This is a genomic window from Luteibacter aegosomatissinici (assembly GCF_023078495.1).
Classification (GTDB): Bacteria; Pseudomonadota; Gammaproteobacteria; order Xanthomonadales; family Rhodanobacteraceae; genus Luteibacter; species Luteibacter aegosomatissinici.
On the sequence record NZ_CP095742.1, the window covers coordinates 1,166,232 to 1,183,029 of the forward strand.

General features: G+C 65.4%; 15 protein-coding genes. 13 read left to right on the forward strand and 2 right to left on the reverse strand.

Annotated features, from left to right (window positions below; translation table 11 throughout):
* Window positions 1-6: 6 nt before the first annotated feature.
* From rpsM to L2Y97_RS05235, 7 genes are all read left to right on the forward strand, one after another.
* Entirely contained in the window at window positions 7-363 is a 357-nt protein-coding gene (gene rpsM / locus L2Y97_RS05205) for a 30S ribosomal protein S13 (protein WP_247433863.1), read from the forward strand.
* Window positions 364-375: 12 nt separating this feature from the next.
* On the forward strand, window positions 376-762 hold the full coding sequence (gene rpsK, locus L2Y97_RS05210) for a 30S ribosomal protein S11 (RefSeq protein ID WP_007513384.1): 387 nt from the start codon (window positions 376-378) through the stop codon (window positions 760-762).
* An 11-nt stretch (window positions 763-773) separates the two neighbouring features.
* On the forward strand, window positions 774-1,400 hold the full coding sequence (gene rpsD / locus L2Y97_RS05215; protein ID WP_029213873.1) for a 30S ribosomal protein S4: 627 nt from the start codon (window positions 774-776) through the stop codon (window positions 1,398-1,400).
* A 16-nt stretch (window positions 1,401-1,416) separates the two neighbouring features.
* Window positions 1,417-2,415: a DNA-directed RNA polymerase subunit alpha gene (locus tag L2Y97_RS05220; RefSeq protein WP_045831144.1), complete on the forward strand. Its 999-nt coding sequence runs from the start codon at window positions 1,417-1,419 to the stop codon at window positions 2,413-2,415.
* Window positions 2,416-2,622: 207 nt separating this feature from the next.
* Window positions 2,623-3,009, forward strand: a complete 387-nt coding sequence (gene rplQ / locus L2Y97_RS05225; protein WP_247433866.1) for a 50S ribosomal protein L17 — start codon at window positions 2,623-2,625, stop codon at window positions 3,007-3,009.
* A gap of 246 nt (window positions 3,010-3,255) precedes the next feature.
* The gene (locus tag L2Y97_RS05230) at window positions 3,256-3,792 is read left to right on the forward strand and encodes a disulfide bond formation protein B (RefSeq protein WP_247433869.1); all 537 of its coding nucleotides are present in this window, start codon (window positions 3,256-3,258) and stop codon (window positions 3,790-3,792) included.
* Between the two features lie 11 nt (window positions 3,793-3,803).
* Entirely contained in the window at window positions 3,804-5,177 is a 1,374-nt protein-coding gene (locus tag L2Y97_RS05235; protein ID WP_247433870.1) for a class II 3-deoxy-7-phosphoheptulonate synthase, read from the forward strand.
* A gap of 1,044 nt (window positions 5,178-6,221) precedes the next feature.
* Here the strand turns inward: L2Y97_RS05235 and scpC are convergent.
* Window positions 6,222-7,736, reverse strand: coding sequence for a succinyl-CoA:acetate CoA-transferase ScpC (gene scpC / locus L2Y97_RS05240; protein ID WP_247436708.1), 1,515 nt, complete (start codon window positions 7,734-7,736; stop codon window positions 6,222-6,224).
* A 197-nt stretch (window positions 7,737-7,933) separates the two neighbouring features.
* Between scpC and L2Y97_RS05245 the strand changes: the two genes are divergently transcribed.
* Complete coding sequence (locus L2Y97_RS05245; RefSeq protein WP_247433873.1) at window positions 7,934-8,533, forward strand: hypothetical protein; 600 nt, start codon at window positions 7,934-7,936, stop codon at window positions 8,531-8,533.
* A gap of 11 nt (window positions 8,534-8,544) precedes the next feature.
* Window positions 8,545-9,990: an XVIPCD domain-containing protein gene (locus L2Y97_RS05250; RefSeq protein WP_247433876.1), complete on the forward strand. Its 1,446-nt coding sequence runs from the start codon at window positions 8,545-8,547 to the stop codon at window positions 9,988-9,990.
* Between the two features lie 28 nt (window positions 9,991-10,018).
* Here the strand turns inward: L2Y97_RS05250 and queG are convergent, their stop codons facing one another.
* Window positions 10,019-11,083 carry a tRNA epoxyqueuosine(34) reductase QueG gene (gene queG, locus L2Y97_RS05255; RefSeq protein WP_247433878.1) on the reverse strand — a complete coding sequence of 355 codons (1,065 nt, stop codon included), beginning with the start codon at window positions 11,081-11,083 and terminating at the stop codon, window positions 10,019-10,021.
* Window positions 11,084-11,119: 36 nt separating this feature from the next.
* Between queG and L2Y97_RS05260 the strand changes: the two genes are divergently transcribed.
* The 4 genes from L2Y97_RS05260 (at window position 11,120) to mutL (ending at window position 16,786) form a co-directional block, all read left to right on the forward strand.
* The gene (locus L2Y97_RS05260; RefSeq protein WP_247433881.1) at window positions 11,120-12,595 is read left to right on the forward strand and encodes an NAD(P)H-hydrate dehydratase; all 1,476 of its coding nucleotides are present in this window, start codon (window positions 11,120-11,122) and stop codon (window positions 12,593-12,595) included.
* Window positions 12,595-13,044, forward strand: a complete 450-nt coding sequence (gene tsaE / locus L2Y97_RS05265; protein ID WP_247433884.1) for a tRNA (adenosine(37)-N6)-threonylcarbamoyltransferase complex ATPase subunit type 1 TsaE — start codon at window positions 12,595-12,597, stop codon at window positions 13,042-13,044. Before L2Y97_RS05260 ends, tsaE begins: the two co-directional genes overlap by 1 nt.
* Before the next feature lie 190 nt (window positions 13,045-13,234).
* The gene (locus L2Y97_RS05270; RefSeq protein ID WP_247433886.1) at window positions 13,235-14,872 is read left to right on the forward strand and encodes an N-acetylmuramoyl-L-alanine amidase; all 1,638 of its coding nucleotides are present in this window, start codon (window positions 13,235-13,237) and stop codon (window positions 14,870-14,872) included.
* Between the two features lie 60 nt (window positions 14,873-14,932).
* On the forward strand, window positions 14,933-16,786 hold the full coding sequence (gene mutL / locus L2Y97_RS05275; RefSeq protein WP_247433889.1) for a DNA mismatch repair endonuclease MutL: 1,854 nt from the start codon (window positions 14,933-14,935) through the stop codon (window positions 16,784-16,786).
* Window positions 16,787-16,798: the final 12 nt, after the last annotated feature.

Here is a 16,798-nt window from a genome sequence, read left to right on the forward strand (position 1 = left end):
TACATCATGGCGCGCATCGCGGGTGTCAATTTGCCGGTCCAGAAGCATGTCTGGGTTGGCCTGCAGAGCATTTACGGAATCGGCCGTTCGCGGGCGAAGAAGGTCTGTTCTGACGCTGGCGTGGTTCCGACCACCCAGATCAAGTCGTTGAGCGAAGGCGAGGTCGAAAAGATCCGCGCCGAAGTCGCTAAGTACACGGTCGAGGGCGACCTCCGCCGCGAAATCGGCATGGCAGTCAAGCGTCTGATGGACCTGGGTTGCTACCGTGGCCTGCGCCACCGTCGTGGCCTGCCGGTGCGCGGCCAGCGCACGCGTACCAACGCCCGTACCCGTAAGGGTCCGCGTCGTCCGATCAAGAAGTAACGGATACCGATTATGGCTAAGCCGGTTAAGACCAAGAAGAAGATCAAGCGCGTTGTCACGGATGCCGTGGCGCACGTGCAGGCTTCCTTCAACAACACCATCGTCACGATCACCGATCGCCAGGGCAACGCCCTGTCGTGGGCGACCGCAGGCGGCGCGGGTTTCCGCGGCTCCCGCAAGTCGACCCCGTTCGCTGCCCAGGTTGCCGCCGAAAAGGCTGGCCGCGCTGCCGGCGACTACGGTGTGAAGACCGTGGAAGTTCGCATCAAGGGCCCAGGCCCGGGCCGCGAGTCGGCCGTGCGTTCCCTGAATGCGTTGGGCTACAAGGTGCTCAACATTATTGACGTCACGCCGATTCCGCATAACGGCTGCCGTCCCCCCAAGAAGCGTCGCGTCTAAGGAGCATACCCATGGCCCGTTATCGTGGAGCTACCTGCAAACTTGCGCGTCGTGAAGGTGCCGACCTCGGTCTGAAGAGCCCGGCCCGCGCGCTTGATTCCAAGTGCAAGCTCGAAAACAAGCCCGGTCAGCATGGCGCCAACAAGCGCGCCCGTCTGTCCGACTACGCAGTGCAGCTGCGTGAGAAGCAGAAGGTCAAGCGCATCTACGGCGTGCTTGAGCGTCAGTTCAGCAACTACTACACCAAGGCTTCGACCCAGAAGGGCAACACGGGTGAAAACCTGCTTCGCCTCCTGGAAAGCCGTCTCGACAACGTCGTCTATCGCATGGGTTTCGCGGTCACCCGCGCCCAGGCCCGCCAGCTCGTCGCCCATAAGTCGGTGACGGTCAACGGCAAGAAGGTCAACGTTCCCTCGTACCACGTCCGTCCGGGCGACGAGGTTTCGCTGACCGAAAAGGCCCGCACCCAGCTGCGTGTGCAGGAAGCGGCGACGATCTACGACACGATGGATCTCCGTCCGTCGTGGGTCGAGGTCGACAGCAAGAAGTTCGCAGGCACGTTCAAGGCCGTCCCGGATCGTGGTGATCTGCCGGCCGATATCAACGAAGCCCTGATCGTCGAGCTTTACTCGAAGTAATCCACCGGAGCCTTGCATGGCAGTATCGTCAACTAGTGTGCTGCGGCCTCGTGGCCTCAGCGTCGAGCAGCTTGGCGCCAACCGCGCTAAGGTAGTGGTAGAGCCGCTCGAGCGTGGTTTTGGCCACACCCTGGGCAACGCGCTGCGCCGCGTGCTGCTCTCTTCGATTCCGGGCAGCGCCATCGTCGAAGTCGAAATCGACGGCGTGCTGCACGAGTACACCACCCTGGAAGGCCTTCAGGAAGATGTCATTGAGGTTCTCCTGAACCTCAAGGACGTCGCCATTCGCCAGCACAGCGGTGACGAAGTCACCCTGACGCTCTCGAAGAAGGGCAAGGGCGTGGTCACGGCGGGCGATATCGCCGTCGACCACACTGTTGAAATCGTCAACCCGGATCATGTGATCTGCCACCTCACCAAGGATGTGGCACTGAACATGCGTCTGAAGGTTCGCAAGGGCGTCGGCTACCAGCCCGCCAGCGCGCGCCAGCATCCGGATGACGAGACGCGGCCGATCGGCCGTCTGCAGCTTGACGCGTCGTTCGCGCCGGTGCTGCGCGTGGCTTACGAAGTGGACGCCGCTCGCGTTGAGCAGCGCACCAACCTCGACAAGCTCGTGCTCGACATCGAGACGAACGGCACGATCGGTGCTGAAGACGCTGTCCGCAAGGCGGCTGAAATCATCAACGACCAGCTGTCGGTTTTCGGCGATTTCTCGCGCCGCGAGTCCGATTCGACCAAGGCGGAGAAGGGCGGTTTCGATCCGCTGCTGCTCCGTCCGATCGACGACCTCGAACTGACGGTCCGTTCGGCGAACTGCCTGAAGGCGGAGAGCATCTACTACATCGGCGATCTGGTTCAGAAGACCGAAGTGGAGCTGCTCAAGACCCCGAACCTGGGCAAGAAGTCCCTGACCGAAATCAAGGATGTCCTTGGCGGTCGCGGTCTCGCCCTCGGCATGAAGCTCGAAAACTGGCCGCCGCCGGGTCTTTCCCACGGCATGCAGCTGGGCTGATATACCCCGGGGCGATCACTTGATCGCCCCGGTTCTTTGCGTCAACCGGCGGATGCCACGCGCACTTCCACCGGGTTACCCAAGCGGTCCACAGAGGCCGTGCTCTTATAACGGGGCGTTTTGACAGCCTCGAATAGCGGGCAACCGCGGGAAGCCGGCCCTCCTGGCCGACTTTTCATAACAACAGACCTATAGAGAGTAATCGCCATGCGCCACCAGAAATCCGGTCGCAAGCTCAACCGCACGAGCAGCCACCGCGAAGCCATGTTCAAGAACATGGCCGCGTCGCTGATCAAGCACGAGCTGATCCGCACCACCCTGCCGAAGGCCAAGGAACTCCGTCGCGTCGCCGAGCCGCTCATCACGCTCGCGAAGACCGATGGCGTTGCCAACCGCCGCCTCGCTTTCTCGCGCCTGCGCGACAAGCAGGCCGTGGGCAAGCTGTTCGTCGAGCTCGGCCCGCGTTACCGCGAGCGTCCCGGCGGCTACCTGCGCATCCTCAAGTGCGGCTTCCGCCCGGGCGACAACGCCCCGATGGCGTACGTCGAGCTGGTCGATCGCCCGGCGACGTCCGAAGCGGTCGACGCCGAGTAAGCGTCCTTCGCTACGCGTAATACCGAAGCCCCGGCTGAGCAATCAGCCGGGGCTTTTCTTTTGGCCGAATCCTTGGGTTCCGGGCGAACAAGGGGGCGCCGTCGCCTGCAGGAGCGCGCGTGCGCGCGATCGGGCGTGCCGCAGCGCTAAGTCCTTGACGTGGTTACAAACGAAACTTCTTCCACCTACTGACAAACCGGGGCACAAAGCGTTAACGTGGGCATCCCCGCACCGCACCATCCCCGAATGAACCCTCTTACCTGGTCGTACCGCTCGCGATATCTCGCTGGTTTCCTCGTCTGTGCCGGCCTTATGGGCTTCGCGCTTTATGCGCAGTACCAGATGCATCTGGACCCGTGCCCCCTGTGCATCTTCCAGCGCATTGCCGTATGCGTCATGGGTTTGTTCTTCCTGGTGGGTGCACTGCACGGGCCGGTGAAGAAGGGCGCCCGCACGGTCTACGCTGTCCTGATCACGCTGGGCGGCGCGTGGGGTATCGCCACTGCCGGCCGCCATCTCTGGCTGCAGAGCCTTCCCGCCGACCAGGTGCCCGCATGCGGGCCCGGGCTCGGCTACCTGTTCGACGCGTTCCCATTCCTGAAAATGCTCAAGCTCGCATTCACCGGTTCCGGTGAGTGCGCCAAGATCGAGCCGATCCTGGGCCTGCCGATGCCGGCATGGACCCTGATCTTCTTCATTGTCCTCACCGTATGGGCCTGGCTGGCCCTGCGCAGCACCACCCGTTCCCCGTCTTCCCGCGCTGTCCAAAGCGCAACCACGTAGGCCCCGCTGTCATGCCGCACTCCCTCAAAGCCGTTCCTCCCCCGACCGCCAACTGGGCGCCGGGCACCTGGCGTTCGCGGACCGCGTTGCAGCAGCCCACGTATGAGAACCAGGACGAACTGAACGCGTCGCTCGCCCAGTTGGGCCAGTTGCCACCGCTCGTCACGTCCTGGGAGATCAACACGCTCAAGCAGCGCATCGCTGAAGCCCAGGAGGGCGAGCGCTTCCTCCTCCAGGGTGGCGATTGCGCCGAGAGCTTCGCTGACTGCACCAGCCCGATCATTTCGAACCGGCTGAAGGTCCTGCTGCAGATGAGCCTCGTGCTCGTGCACGGCCTGAAGAAGCCCGTGCTGCGCGTGGGTCGCTTTGCTGGCCAGTACGCCAAGCCGCGCTCGGCGGATTCGGAAACCCGCGATGGCGTCACGCTGCCCGCGTTCCGAGGCGATCTGGTCAACAGCCCCGAGTTCACCCCCGAAGCGCGTCGCGCGGATCCGCAGCGCCTGATCAAGGCGCACGCACGCTCGGCGATGACCATGAATTTCGTCCGTGCGCTGATCGATGGCGGGTTTGCCGACCTGCATCATCCGGAGTACTGGGACCTGGCATGGGTGGAGCATTCGCCGCTCGCGGCCGAGTACAAGCGCATGGTGGCCAGCATTGGCGATTCGCTGCGCTTCATGGAGACGCTGGCCGGCCAGTCGATCTCCAGCTACTCGCGCGTGGATTTCTACACGTCGCACGAAGCGCTGCTGCTGCACTACGAAGAGGCGCTGACGCGTCAGGTGCCGCGCCAGGATGGCTGGTTCAACCTGTCCACGCACTTCCCGTGGATCGGCATGCGCACGGCGGCACTGGATGGCGCGCACACCGAATACTTCCGCGGCATCCGCAACCCGATTGCGGTGAAGGTCGGCCCGACGGTGCAACCGGATGACCTGCTGCGCCTGATCGACGTGCTCAACCCGAACGACGAGCCGGGCCGCCTGACCCTGATCCACCGCATGGGCAACGACAAGATCGCGACGCAGCTGCAGCCGTTGCTGGAGGCAGTGAAGCGCGATGGCCGCCGCGTGCTATGGGTAGCCGACCCGATGCACGGCAACACCGAGAGCACGAGCAACGGTTACAAGACTCGCCGTTTCGCGAATATCGCGGGCGAGTTGGATCAGGCGTTCGATATCCACGCGGCGGCCGGTACACGCCTTGGCGGTGTGCACCTGGAGCTGACGGGCGAGAACGTGACCGAGTGCCTGGGTGGCGCGCGTGGCCTGGTGGAGCAGGATCTCGATCGCGCGTACAAGTCGATGGTGGACCCACGCCTGAACTACGAGCAGTCGCTGGAACTGGCGATGCTGATCGTGAGGAAATCAGGCGGCATGGTGTGACAAAGAAACCCCGCTTCGGCGGGGTTTCTTTTTGCCACGCTCGCCTTCGGCCTTGCGCTAGTGAAGCGGTTCATTCGCTTTCGCGAATGCATGTAACCAGCGGCTTACGCCGCCTCGTGCTGGTGGGCTTGGGGCCGAGAGCCGTCGGTGCCCACCCTCGCTGCTCAGACAAGTCTCCAGCGTTCGACAAGGATGCCGCTACGCGGCCATGTACTTATTTGGCCTACGGCCGCGAACCGGCCGCCGTGAGGGGCTTTTCGACGAGACATCCGTGTCTCGTCAAAAAGGAACGGCCATCCATGGCCGTCCCCCTGCGGGCTATTCCCTCCCGTCGGCCTCGCCTCCGAAACTCGCCTCGAGGGTGGGCACCGACGACTCTCTTCACCCATGAGGTGGCGTGATGGGCGAGCTCGTATCTCGTGACGCCATGCCGTTGTAGGAGGCCACCCTGTGGCCGACAGCTTTCGCGATACCGTCGCTGGGCCTGCGCGCTCGGCGAAACGATGTCGCCCACAGGGTGGGCTCCTACAACGGGGGGCGCTATTCGATGAATGAATGCGCCAGGCTTGTGTAGTAGCGTGCTTGCACGCGATCAACCCACGCAGCGATGACGCTATATCGCATCACCACGCGACGATCGGCAAACGCTGCCACAACGTCGCGTTTGCCGATGCACGCCACACGACCACCCCTGTCAGCGGACGAAGCAGCTGTCCGCCCACGCATGCCCGAACGCGCCCATCTACCCGCAGACAACGCCGCGGCTCTCCATCCACCCAACCTCATGGGTCAAAAGAGCCGTCGGTGCCCACCCTCGAGGCGAGTTCCGCACAAGAGAGCGGCCGTAGGCCACATAGATAAATCATGCCGCGCAGCGGCATTCCGCACCGAACGCGGAGGACCTGTCTGAGCAGCGAGGGTGGGCACCGGCGGCTCTCGGCCTCAACCCCACAAGAGCGATGCGGCGGATGCCGCTCAACACACGCATTCGCAAAAGCGAATGAACTGCTCCACTAGCGCGAAGCCAAAGGCGAGCCAGCAACGTCAGGACAGCATCGTCCCGGTATCGAGCCACCGCTGGTGCCACGACAGCGCCTCCGGCAGCAGATGCGGCGTGTGCTTGCCAAAGCTCACGCGCGAGGCTCGATCGAAGTAATCCTCAAGCTGTGCACGGTACGACGGATCCACACAGTGATCCAGGATCTGCCTCGCACGATGCCGCGGCGGCAACCCGCGCAGATCGGCCAGGCCATGCTCCGTCACGATGATCGACACATCGTGCTCCGTATGGTCCACGTGGCTCACAATCGGCACCAGCGCCGAGATGCTGCCGTTCTTCGCCGTGCTTGGGCTCAGGAAGATCGACAGGAAGCTGTTACGCGCGAAATCGCCCGAGCCGCCGATGCCATTCATGATCCGGCTGCCCATCACGTGGGTCGAATTCACGTTGCCGTACAGATCCGCCTCGATCATGCCGTTCATCGCAATGCAGCCAAGGCGCCGCACGAGCTCCGGATGATTCGAAATCTCCTGCGTGCGCATGATGATGCGCTCGCGGTAGAAATCGATATTGCGCTTGAACTCCTCGTTCGCCGCAGGACTCAACGCAAAGCCCGTGCATGACGCAACGCGGAGCACGCCATCGCGCAGCATGTCGAGCATGCCGTCCTGGATCACCTCGGTGAACGCCGAAAGATCGCGGAAGCCGCTCTCCGAGAGCCCAGCCAGCACGGCGTTGGGAATATTGCCCACGCCCGACTGCAGCGGCAGCAGGTTCGCCGGCAGGCGCCCCTTCTTCACTTCATGCTGCAGGAACTCAATGAGGTGCCCCGCAATGCGCTTGCTCGTGTCGTCCGCCGGCGAAAACGGGCTGTTGCGATCCGGGCCATGCGTGCGCACCACGGCCACGACCTTGTCCGGATCCACACGCAACGAGGTCTCGCCGATACGGTCATCCGCGTGCACCAGCGGAATGGGCTTGCGATGCGGGGGCAGGGCAGTGCCGTAGTACACATCGTGCATGCCGTCGATGCCTTCGGGCTGCCAGTCGTTGACCTCGATGATCACTTTCTTCGCGAGGTCGAGCCAGGTCTTGTTATTGCCGATGGACGTCGAGGGAATCAGCGAGCCATCCTCGCGAATGCCGGCCACTTCGACGACAGCAGTATCGATATCGCCGTAGAAGCCAAACCACACATGCTGTGCCACATGGCTCAGGTGGATATCGATGTAATCCAGCGTGCCGGCGTTGATGCGCTGGCGTGCATCCGGGTCGGTCTGGAACGGCATGCGCAGCGCGATGCCATCGGCCTTCGCCAGGGCACCGTCGAGTTCCGGGGCCGTGGACGCACCGGTCATCAGGCGGATGCGGAAGGCCTCACCCGCCACATGGGCATCTTCGATGCGCCGGGCCAGCGCCAGCGGCACGGCCTTGGGGTACCCGGAGCCGGTGAAGCCGCTCATTGCCACGGTCTCGCCGGGCTGGATAAGGGCGGCGGCGGCCTCCGCGCTGACCACGCGGTCGCGCAGGAGGGAGGAGCGGATGCGGTCGGAAGACATGGGCGAGCCGGTGTTGCGGAGGGGACCGCCCATTTTCCCATTCCGTCGACGCGATGGCCCATGCGACCAAGGTGGTATGGCAACCTGCCGCAGGTCGTGGCCGGGCCTGGGCAAAACGGGACACCGTGCCGGAATCGCGGGCGGCCTTTTGTTACGCTCGGGAGGGCCGCGTCCTGGCGGCCAAGGAAGGAGTCGCGATGCCCCGGCAACGCTTGCGCTACCCCGGTTCGTTCCGCCGCCCCACGCGAGCGGCCCTCGCCACCCTGTTGGCCGCCACGGCCACGCTAACGCACGCTACCGAAGCGAAGGAGACACCCCGCATGAATGCGTCTGCCGCCCACGTGACCGCCGAGCAGGCGATGCACGGCATGCTGGAATTGATCCGCACGACGCCCTCGGTGGCGGAACTCACGCCCGAAGCGATGGGCGAATGCCTGGGGCTGCCGATCAAGCGCCTCAGCACGGATCACTTTGGCTACGCGCAGCCGCTTTCCGGCGGTTGGGCCTTCAGCGTCGAGCGGCAGCAGGTCGGTTCGATGGGGCCGCGCATCGATCTGATCTTCTCCCCCGTGGGTGAGGATCGCCCGGCTGCGACACCCATTTGTACGCCTGACTTCGGCCACTTTACGCAGGAGCTGGAGCGCATGGGTTTCAAGCGCCAGAGCGCGCACGGCGAACATGGGCGCTGGACATACGACGCCTTCGACCGGCCTGGCCAGCATGTTGAGGTATACCCGCTGGTCGCCGAGGGGGCGGACGCCGCGGGCGCCTGCGTGCAGATGGTCCTGGTGCGCTGAGGGGGCAGGCCATGCCACTCAATGCCAAAGCGGAAGCGGTCCTGCAGGCCTTCGGAAAAGAACCCGGTGTCACGCCGGATCAGCTGAAGAACCTGACGGAGACGATCAATGCCTCGCCGGCGCTCGTCGACGAGGTGAACCGCGCGGTCGATGCGGGTCACCTCCAGCGCATCGTCGCCCTGAACAATCCGCATGCAGGCGGTGAATACAACGCTGGCGCCCATGAGATGCGCTTGCCGCTCACGAGCCTTTCCACGCCAACCGGCGGCAAGTTCGACGCATCGGAGGCCACCTTCGTGCTTGGCCACGAACTGCAGCACGGGTTCAACGCGGCTGATATCGCGAAGGCCAACACGCAGTTCACGCATGATCTGCAGGCCGTGGCGCAATCAAAAACCACGCCCCACGACTATACGAAGCCCGTGGGCGATGTGATCGCTGCGAGCCGCCGTGACGAGGCTGGTGCGGAAATCTCCGGATGGAACGCGACAGTCAGCGCCGCGCGTCTGGAAGCGCAGAAGAACCATGCGCCCGCGCCCACGCTGGAAGACATCTACAAGCGCAACCCGGGGCGCATGGATGATTTCATCCACGTCGATCGCAGCCAGCTGCCCGCGACGTACAGCATGCGCTCCAACCTCACGGTGAATGCCGACCTGACCATGCCGTCCACGCCGGCCAATATTGAAGGCATGGGCAAGAATTATTTCGACCGGTCATCGACGCTTGGACACAACGGCAACTCGTCGTATGCGAACTACTACGGCGCCTGGGCCGCGGGCGTCGCCGTGCAGTACGAGCGCCACTACGGGAATGGGCAGGCGCCCATGGCGCTCGACCTGAAGTCGCTTCATCTGGATCCCGGCATCATGGCGCAGAACGGTATTAACCTTGGCGTGAACCACAACGCCATGCCTTATCTGGACACCAGCACGCAGCCACCGACAGCGCGTAACTTCCGCGACTCGGCAACGTCGCATGTCTATCAGCCGGTCGTTCCCGGTTCGGCACCTGTCACGCTGGATCACAGCGATCACCCGGACCATGCGCTATTCAAGCAGGCGCAGGGTGCCGTGCATCGGCTCGATGCGCAGCATGGCAGGGTGCCCGACCAGCAGAGCGAAAACCTGGCGGGCGCATTGACCGTCGCGGCCCGGGAGCAGGGCCTGACATCAGTCGATCACGTGGTGCTCAATGCGGATGCGTCGAAAGCCTATGCCGTGGAAGGTCAGCTGGATTCGCCGCACAAGCGTATCGCCGAGGCATCGACGCAGCAGGCGGTCAACACGCCGATCGAGCAAAGCAGCGTCGCGTGGCAGGCGGTCGCCGAACGCGCACAACAGGCCAGCCACCAGCAGGTCGTGCAACAGCAGTCCGCATCACAGCAACAGGCGACGCAGCAGCCACCGGCGCAGCCACAGGCGCCGGCGATGTCGCATGCCATGCCGGGCCCCTGAGTGAACGGCGGGGCCTCCTGGCCCCACGTCAACGGCCGTGGCGGCCTAACGCCCACGCCACGTGCTCACGCACCACGGCCGAGTCGTTATTGGCTCGCGCCAGCAAGGCGTCCACCACCTCATCCGTGGTGGGCGCGTTTCCGAGGCCTACGGCAAGGTTGCGTAACCAGCCCTCGTACCCCGTGCGGCGAATCGCCATCCCCTCGGTGCGAGAGAGGAATTCCTCCTCGCTCCATGCGAACAGTTCCACCAGCTTCGGCCCATCCAGGCTGTGTCGCGGCGCGAAATCAGGCTCGGTCGCATCCTGTGCAAACTTGTTCCACGGGCAGATCAGCTGGCAGTCGTCGCAGCCAAACACACGATTGCCCATCGGTGCGCGGAGTTCTTCCGGAATACTGCCCCTGAGCTCGATCGTGAGATACGAAATGCATTTGCGCGCATCCAGCCGATACGGCGCGACGATGGCCTGCGTTGGGCAGATATCGATGCATTTGCGGCAGCTGCCACAGTGCGCTGAGGCGGGTTCATCCACGGGCAGGGGCAGGTCGGTGTAAAGCTCGCCCAGGAAGAAGTAGGAGCCGGCACGCTTGTTGATCACGACGGTGTGCTTGCCGATCCAGCCGAGCCCCGCGTTGCGTGCAAGGGCTTTCTCCAGCACGGGGGCGGAATCCACGTAGGCGCGGTAAGCGAATTCGCCGATGCGCTCGGTGATGCGCGAGGCCAGCTTCTGCAGCCGGTTGCGCATGACCTTGTGGTAATCCCGGCCCAGGGCGTAGCGGGCGATGTACGCCTTGTCGCCATCGTTGATGACATCCCAGGCATTTGCCGTGCCGGGCGGGATGTAATCCATGCGCACCGAGATGACGCGCAGGGTGCCGGGTTCCAGCTCGGCGGGCCGGCTGCGCCGGGTGCCGTGGCGGGCCATATAGTCCATCTCGCCATGGTGGCCATCGGCCAGCCAGCGTTCGAGGTAAGCCTCGTCGTGGCCCAGTTCGGTGCCCGCTATCCCGGCATCCGCGAAGCCGAGTTCACCCGCCCAGCGCTTGATGTCGCTGGCGAGGGCGGCGTAATCGATGTCGGTGGAAACGGGCATGCCTCCATTCTACTTGGCCCACCTATAATCCCTACGATGAGCGCCCCACACCGCGATACCGCCCTGTTCACGTCCGCGCAGTCGCGCGCCATCGACCGGCGTGCGATCGATGAGCTGGGTATTCCCGGCTTCGAACTGATGTCGCGCGCCGCCGCGGCGGCCTTTGCCCAGCTGCGCCGGCACTGGCCCGAGGCCCGGAGGGTTCGTGTCGTATGCGGTGCGGGCAACAACGGCGGCGATGGTTACCTGGTGGCACGCGACGCGCTGGCGGCTGGGCTGCACGCGGATGTGGTCGCGCTAGGTGTACCGAAGGAGGGCGGTGATGCCGCCCGGGCGCGCCAGGCCTTCGTGGATGCCGGCGGCGTGGTCACGCTCTCCGAGGACGACGACGCGCTTGCGAGTCCCGATGTCATTGTGGACGCGATCTACGGGACCGGCCTGAACCGTGCACCCGAACGCGAAGCGAAGCGTGCCATCGAGGCAATCAACGCGGCGGGCCTGCCGGTACTCGCGCTGGATATCCCCTCCGGGCTATCGGCGGACACCGGCGGGTGCCCGGGCGTGGCGGTGCGTGCCAGCGCCACGGCCACCTTCATCGTTCACAAGCGTGGTTTGCATACCCACCTGGCGGAGATCGCCGGCGGGATTGTGCTGCATACCCTTGGGTTGCCCGAAGGGATCCTGGAGCCACCCGATGCCACGATCCTGACGCCGCGCGGCCTGCCGCCGCGGCCACGCGACTCACACAAGGGCACGAACGGTCATGTGCTGGCCGTAGGTGGTGATCATGGCACCGGCGGTGCGGTGCGCATGGCGGCCGAGGCGGCGGCGCGCACCGGCGCAGGCCTGGTCAGCGTGGCCACCCGCGAGCAGAACGTGCTGGCGATGAACGCGGCGCGTCCCGAACTCATGGCGCATGCCGTCGATGGCCCGCAGACACTCCAGCCCATGCTGGATAAGGCCTCGGTGGTCGCGCTGGGCCCCGGTCTGGGCCAGGCCGCGTGGGGCCATGCCCTGTGGACCACCGCGCTCGATGCCGGCAAGCCTACCGTGCTCGATGCGGATGGCCTGAATCTTCTGCACGCCGAGAAGCGCATCCTGCCCGCCCGCATCGTGCTCACCCCGCACCCGGGCGAGGCCGGCCGCCTCCTGGGCGTGTCGACCGCGGAGGTGCAAGCGGACCGTTTCGCCGCCGTGCGCTTGCTCGCCCGGCGCTTCGAAGCCGTCGTGGTCCTGAAGGGCAACGGCAGCCTCATTGCCTCGCCGGAAGGCGAAGTCGCCGTGTGCCCCTGGGGGAATCCGGGCATGGCCAGTGGTGGCATGGGCGATACCCTTACCGGCATCATCGCGGGCCTGCTCGCGCAGGGTTGCGTGCCTTTCGAGGCCGCGTGCCTGGGTGTCGGCCTGCATGCGCGTGCTGCTGATGTCGCGGCCAGGGGCGGCGAACGTGGCCTGCTGGCTGGCGATCTGCTCGAACCATTGCGCCGCCTCGTGAACGGCCTGGAGGCCTGATGGAACTCGCTCTACCTGATGAAGCCGCGACCATCGCCCTTGGCCGCCGCCTGGCAGCCACCTTGCCCGGTGGGCTGGTGGCGTTCCTGCATGGCGATCTGGGCGCGGGCAAGACCACGTTCGCCCGTGCGTTCCTGCAGGCGCTTGGCGTGGGCGAACGGGTGAAAAGCCCGACCTACAGCCTGGTCGAGGGCTACGAGCTCGGCGATCGCCAGGCGTTCCACCTGGACCTGTACCGCATCGCTGACCCGGGCGAACTCGAATGGCTCGGCCTGGACAGCCTGGCTGAGCCGGGGGCCGTGGTGCTGGTGGAGTGGCCCGAACGCGGCGCCGGCGCGCTGCCGCCGGTCGATCTGGAACTCAGCTTCCGCCACGACGGCACTGGCCGCGCCGTCAGCTTTCTAGCCCGCACCGCCACGGGCCGACGCGTCGTCGATACCCTCCTGTAGGAGCGCGCTTGCGCGCGATGCGCCGTGCCGCGAGCACCCATCGCGCGCGAGCGCGCTCCTACATATCGCGATAAATCTCATCGCTTGCCGCGCATTCCTGTACGAACGTTGACGAAGTGTTCGCAGGTTATGGATTAGCAAGGGAAAAAATCTTGCAATCCGCGGGCGCATGGAGTTCAATCCGGGCCATATGAGGGGAATCACTAACAAACTTGGGCTCCTTGCGTGCGTGACCGCCGTCGCGACGCTGGCGCCTGCCGCCTCGCAGGCGGCGGATGTGAAGGCGGCACGCGTCTGGGCTGGCCCTGAATACACGCGCGTCGTCTTCGACCTTTCCGGTCCGGCTACTTACAAGATGTCCCAGGGCGATACCCCGGGCAGCGTCGTGCTGGATATTGCCGGCAGCGCCGTGGCACCCGATTTTTCGGCGCCGGGCGGGCAGGGCCTGTTCAAGTCCATGAGTACCGGCAAGCAGGGCGCCGCCGCCCGCATGACCGCCATGGTCGATCCAAAGGCCAAACCCAAGAGCTTCCTGCTCAAGCCAGCCGGCGATTACGGCTACCGCCTGGTGCTCGATCTGTATCCGGGTGGGCAGGCCGATCCGGGCGATAACGCCCCAGGCGATGACGATACCCCGGCCGCGGCGAAGGCCGTGGCCGATGCACCGGCTGATGCGCCGGTCGCGACCGTGACATCGTCAAAGAGCCGCAACGCCAAGACACCCCCCGCCGGCGTGCCGCCCATGGCGGGCGGCGGCCGCAAGGTGGTCGTGGCGATCGATGCCGGCCACGGCGGCGAAGATCCGGGCGCCAGGGGCGCCACGGGCCTGCGCGAGAAGGATGTCACCCTGATGGTGGCGCGTGAGCTGGCCGACCAGATCAACCGCCAGCCGGGCATGCAGGCCGTGCTGACCCGCAACGGCGATTACTTCATCCCGTTGAAGCGCCGCTACCAGATCGCCCGCGAGCACAACGCGGACATGTTCGTGTCGATCCACGCGGATGCCTTCAAGAACAGCGACGCCAAGGGTTCTTCCGTGTGGGTCCTTTCCCCGCGCGGCAAAACCTCCGAGGCCGCGCGCTGGCTGGCCGATCGCGAAAACCGCGCCGACCTGGTTGGCGGCGTCTCGCTGGATGACAAGGATGATTCGCTGGCCGCCGTGCTGCTCGACCTGCAGCAGGGCTACGCCATGCAGGCCTCGGAGCAGATCGCCGGTAACGTGCTGAAGGCGTTGGGCCGGCTGGGTCCCACGCACCGTGGCTACGTGGAGCGCGCCAACTTCGTGGTGCTGCGCTCGCCCGATGTGCCGTCGATCCTCGTGGAAACCGCGTTCATCACGAACCCGTCCGAGGAAACCCGCCTGCGCAACGAAGGCCACCGCCAGGAGCTGGCCAGCGCCGTGCTCGGTGGTGTGCGTAACTATTTCGAATCGATGCCGCCGCCGGGCACGTGGTTCGCCGCCCAGGCGGCGCGCCGCAACGGTACCTACGTGGCGTCCACGCCCGCCCCGGTGGAATCCGGCGATGGCAGCGACGACAGCAGCGATATCAGGGCACCGGCGAAGACGTCGGCGAAGTCGGTAGCCAGGGCCCCGGCCGCGCCCGATAAACCCTCGAAGGTGGTGGCCAAGGCCGATGCCCCGGCGAAGAAGGGCAGCAGCGGTCGTGCCGACGAGAACATCCGCGACCTGCACCGTGTGGGCCGTGGCGAAACACTGACGGGGATCGCCCAGCAGTACGGTGTCTCCGTGGGCGCGCTCAAGCTCGCCAACAAAATGAACGACAACACGGTGCGCGTCGGCTCCGTCATGGTGATCCCGTCCGGCTAAGCGGCCGGGGTCCCCGTTGGGCTATCCTTCTGGCTTGTAAGTGATAGCCAGGCCACGCCCATGCCCATCCGTCCCCTTCCTCCCGAGCTGATCAACCAGATCGCGGCGGGTGAAGTCATCGAGCGTCCCGCCTCGGTGGTGAAGGAACTCGTGGAGAACAGCATCGATGCCGGCGCGCGCCGCATCGAGGTCGATATCGAGCAAGGCGGCGTGCGGCTCATCCGCGTGCGCGACGACGGTGGCGGCATTCCGCGCGAGGAACTGCCACTGGCCGTGGCCTCCCACGCCACCAGCAAGATCGCCAGTTTCGATGACCTCGAGCGGGTGGCCAGCATGGGCTTCCGCGGCGAGGCGCTCGCGTCGGTGTCGTCGGTGGCCCGCTTCTCGCTCACCTCCCGGCACGCCGGGCAGGATGCGGCGTGGCGTATCGAAGTGGACGGCGGCAGGTATACCGATGCACGCCCGGCGCAGCATCCGCCCGGCACCACGATTGAAGTGCGCGACCTGTTCTACAACGTGCCCGCCCGGCGTAAGTTCCTCCGTGCAGAGCGCACGGAGTTCGCGCACATCGATGACCTGCTCAAGTCGCTGGCGCTGGCACGCGAAGGCGTCGACATCCGGCTGACCCACAACGGCAAGCCGGTGCGCTTGCTCAAGCCCGCGCGCGATGAACACGCCGCGTTGGCGCGTGTCGCCGAAGTGCTTGGCCCCGAGTTCCCGAGCCAGGCGCTACGCGTCGAGCACGAGGCGGCGGGCATGCGCCTGAGTGGTTGGGTGGGCCTGCCGACCGCGTCGCGTTCGCAGGCGGATCAGCAGTACTTTTATGTGAATGGCCGCCTGGTTCGTGATCGCATCGTGGCCCACGCCGTGCGCCAGGCGTATGCGGACGTGCTATTCCACGGCCGGCATCCGGTCTTCGTCCTGTTCCTTGATGTCGATCCGGCAGGCGTCGACGTCAACGTGCACCCCGCAAAAAGCGAAGTGCGCTTCCGCGAGCAGCGCCTCATCCACGATTTCCTGTTCCGTACCTTGCATGAAGCGCTGTCACAGACGCGCGCTGGCGCGGCGGCGCACGAGGCACCGATGCCGGTGGCTGCCGCGGCGTCGGGTGCCTACGACGTGCGTACATCGCAGCCGATGCCATCCATGCCGGCGTGGCCGCAACAGGCCAGCCAGTCGCGGCTGAACCTCGGCGTGCGCGAAGAACCGTTGGCGGATTACGCCACGTTGATGGGCGGCGCTGGCCATGGTGCGCCCACCGCGTTCGCACCGCGGCCGTCCACATCGTGGTCGCCTACGCTGGCGCAGGATCCGGAGCAGGGCGATGACGTACCGCCGCTGGGCTATGCGATCGCGCAGCTGAAGAACATCTACGTGCTCGCGGAGAACGCGCATGGGCTGGTGCTCGTCGATATGCATGCCGCGCACGAACGTATTACCTACGAGAAGCTGAAGAGCGGCCGTGTCACGGCGAACCTGCGTTCGCAGATGTTGCTCGTGCCGTTGTCGATCGCGGTAAGTGCGAAGGAAGCCGCGGCAGCGGAAGAGCACGCTGAAGCACTGGCCGATTGGGGCCTGGAGCTTTCGCGTAGTGGTCCGTCCGGTGTCGTCGTGCGCCGTATTCCTTCGCTGCTGGAAGGCGCGGATGTGGCGCAGCTCACGCGCGATGTGCTGAGCGAGCTGGCGCAGCACGGCAGCTCGCGCCGCCTTGAAGAACTGGAAAACGAACTGCTATCGACGATGGCCTGCCACGGCTCGGTGCGTGCTGGCCGGCGCCTGGGCGTGCCGGAAATGAACGCGTTGCTGCGCGAAATGGAAGCCACCGAACGCAGCGGCCAGTGCAACCATGGGCGGCCAACGTGGGTACAACTCTCCCTCGCCGAACTCGACAAACTCTTCCTGCGCGGTCGCTGATTCACGACCCTG

Excerpts from the sequence above, each read along its gene's own strand:
- scpC (WP_247436708.1), bottom strand. The coding sequence starts at position 7,736 with ATGTCTTCCGACCGCATCCGCTCCTCCCTCCTGCGCGACCGCGTGGTC.
- L2Y97_RS05270 (WP_247433886.1), top strand. The coding sequence starts at position 13,235 with ATGAGGGGAATCACTAACAAACTTGGGCTCCTTGCGTGCGTGACCGCC.
- queG (WP_247433878.1), bottom strand. The coding sequence starts at position 11,083 with ATGCCCGTTTCCACCGACATCGATTACGCCGCCCTCGCCAGCGACATC.
- L2Y97_RS05250 (WP_247433876.1), top strand. The coding sequence starts at position 8,545 with ATGCCACTCAATGCCAAAGCGGAAGCGGTCCTGCAGGCCTTCGGAAAA.
- rpsM (WP_247433863.1), top strand. The coding sequence starts at position 7 with ATGGCGCGCATCGCGGGTGTCAATTTGCCGGTCCAGAAGCATGTCTGG.
- L2Y97_RS05220 (WP_045831144.1), top strand. The coding sequence starts at position 1,417 with ATGGCAGTATCGTCAACTAGTGTGCTGCGGCCTCGTGGCCTCAGCGTC.
- L2Y97_RS05235 (WP_247433870.1), top strand. The coding sequence starts at position 3,804 with ATGCCGCACTCCCTCAAAGCCGTTCCTCCCCCGACCGCCAACTGGGCG.
- L2Y97_RS05260 (WP_247433881.1), top strand. The coding sequence starts at position 11,120 with ATGAGCGCCCCACACCGCGATACCGCCCTGTTCACGTCCGCGCAGTCG.
- rpsK (WP_007513384.1), top strand. The coding sequence starts at position 376 with ATGGCTAAGCCGGTTAAGACCAAGAAGAAGATCAAGCGCGTTGTCACG.
- rpsD (WP_029213873.1), top strand. The coding sequence starts at position 774 with ATGGCCCGTTATCGTGGAGCTACCTGCAAACTTGCGCGTCGTGAAGGT.
- tsaE (WP_247433884.1), top strand. The coding sequence starts at position 12,595 with ATGGAACTCGCTCTACCTGATGAAGCCGCGACCATCGCCCTTGGCCGC.
- mutL (WP_247433889.1), top strand. The coding sequence starts at position 14,933 with ATGCCCATCCGTCCCCTTCCTCCCGAGCTGATCAACCAGATCGCGGCG.
- L2Y97_RS05245 (WP_247433873.1), top strand. The coding sequence starts at position 7,934 with ATGCCCCGGCAACGCTTGCGCTACCCCGGTTCGTTCCGCCGCCCCACG.
- L2Y97_RS05230 (WP_247433869.1), top strand. The coding sequence starts at position 3,256 with ATGAACCCTCTTACCTGGTCGTACCGCTCGCGATATCTCGCTGGTTTC.
- rplQ (WP_247433866.1), top strand. The coding sequence starts at position 2,623 with ATGCGCCACCAGAAATCCGGTCGCAAGCTCAACCGCACGAGCAGCCAC.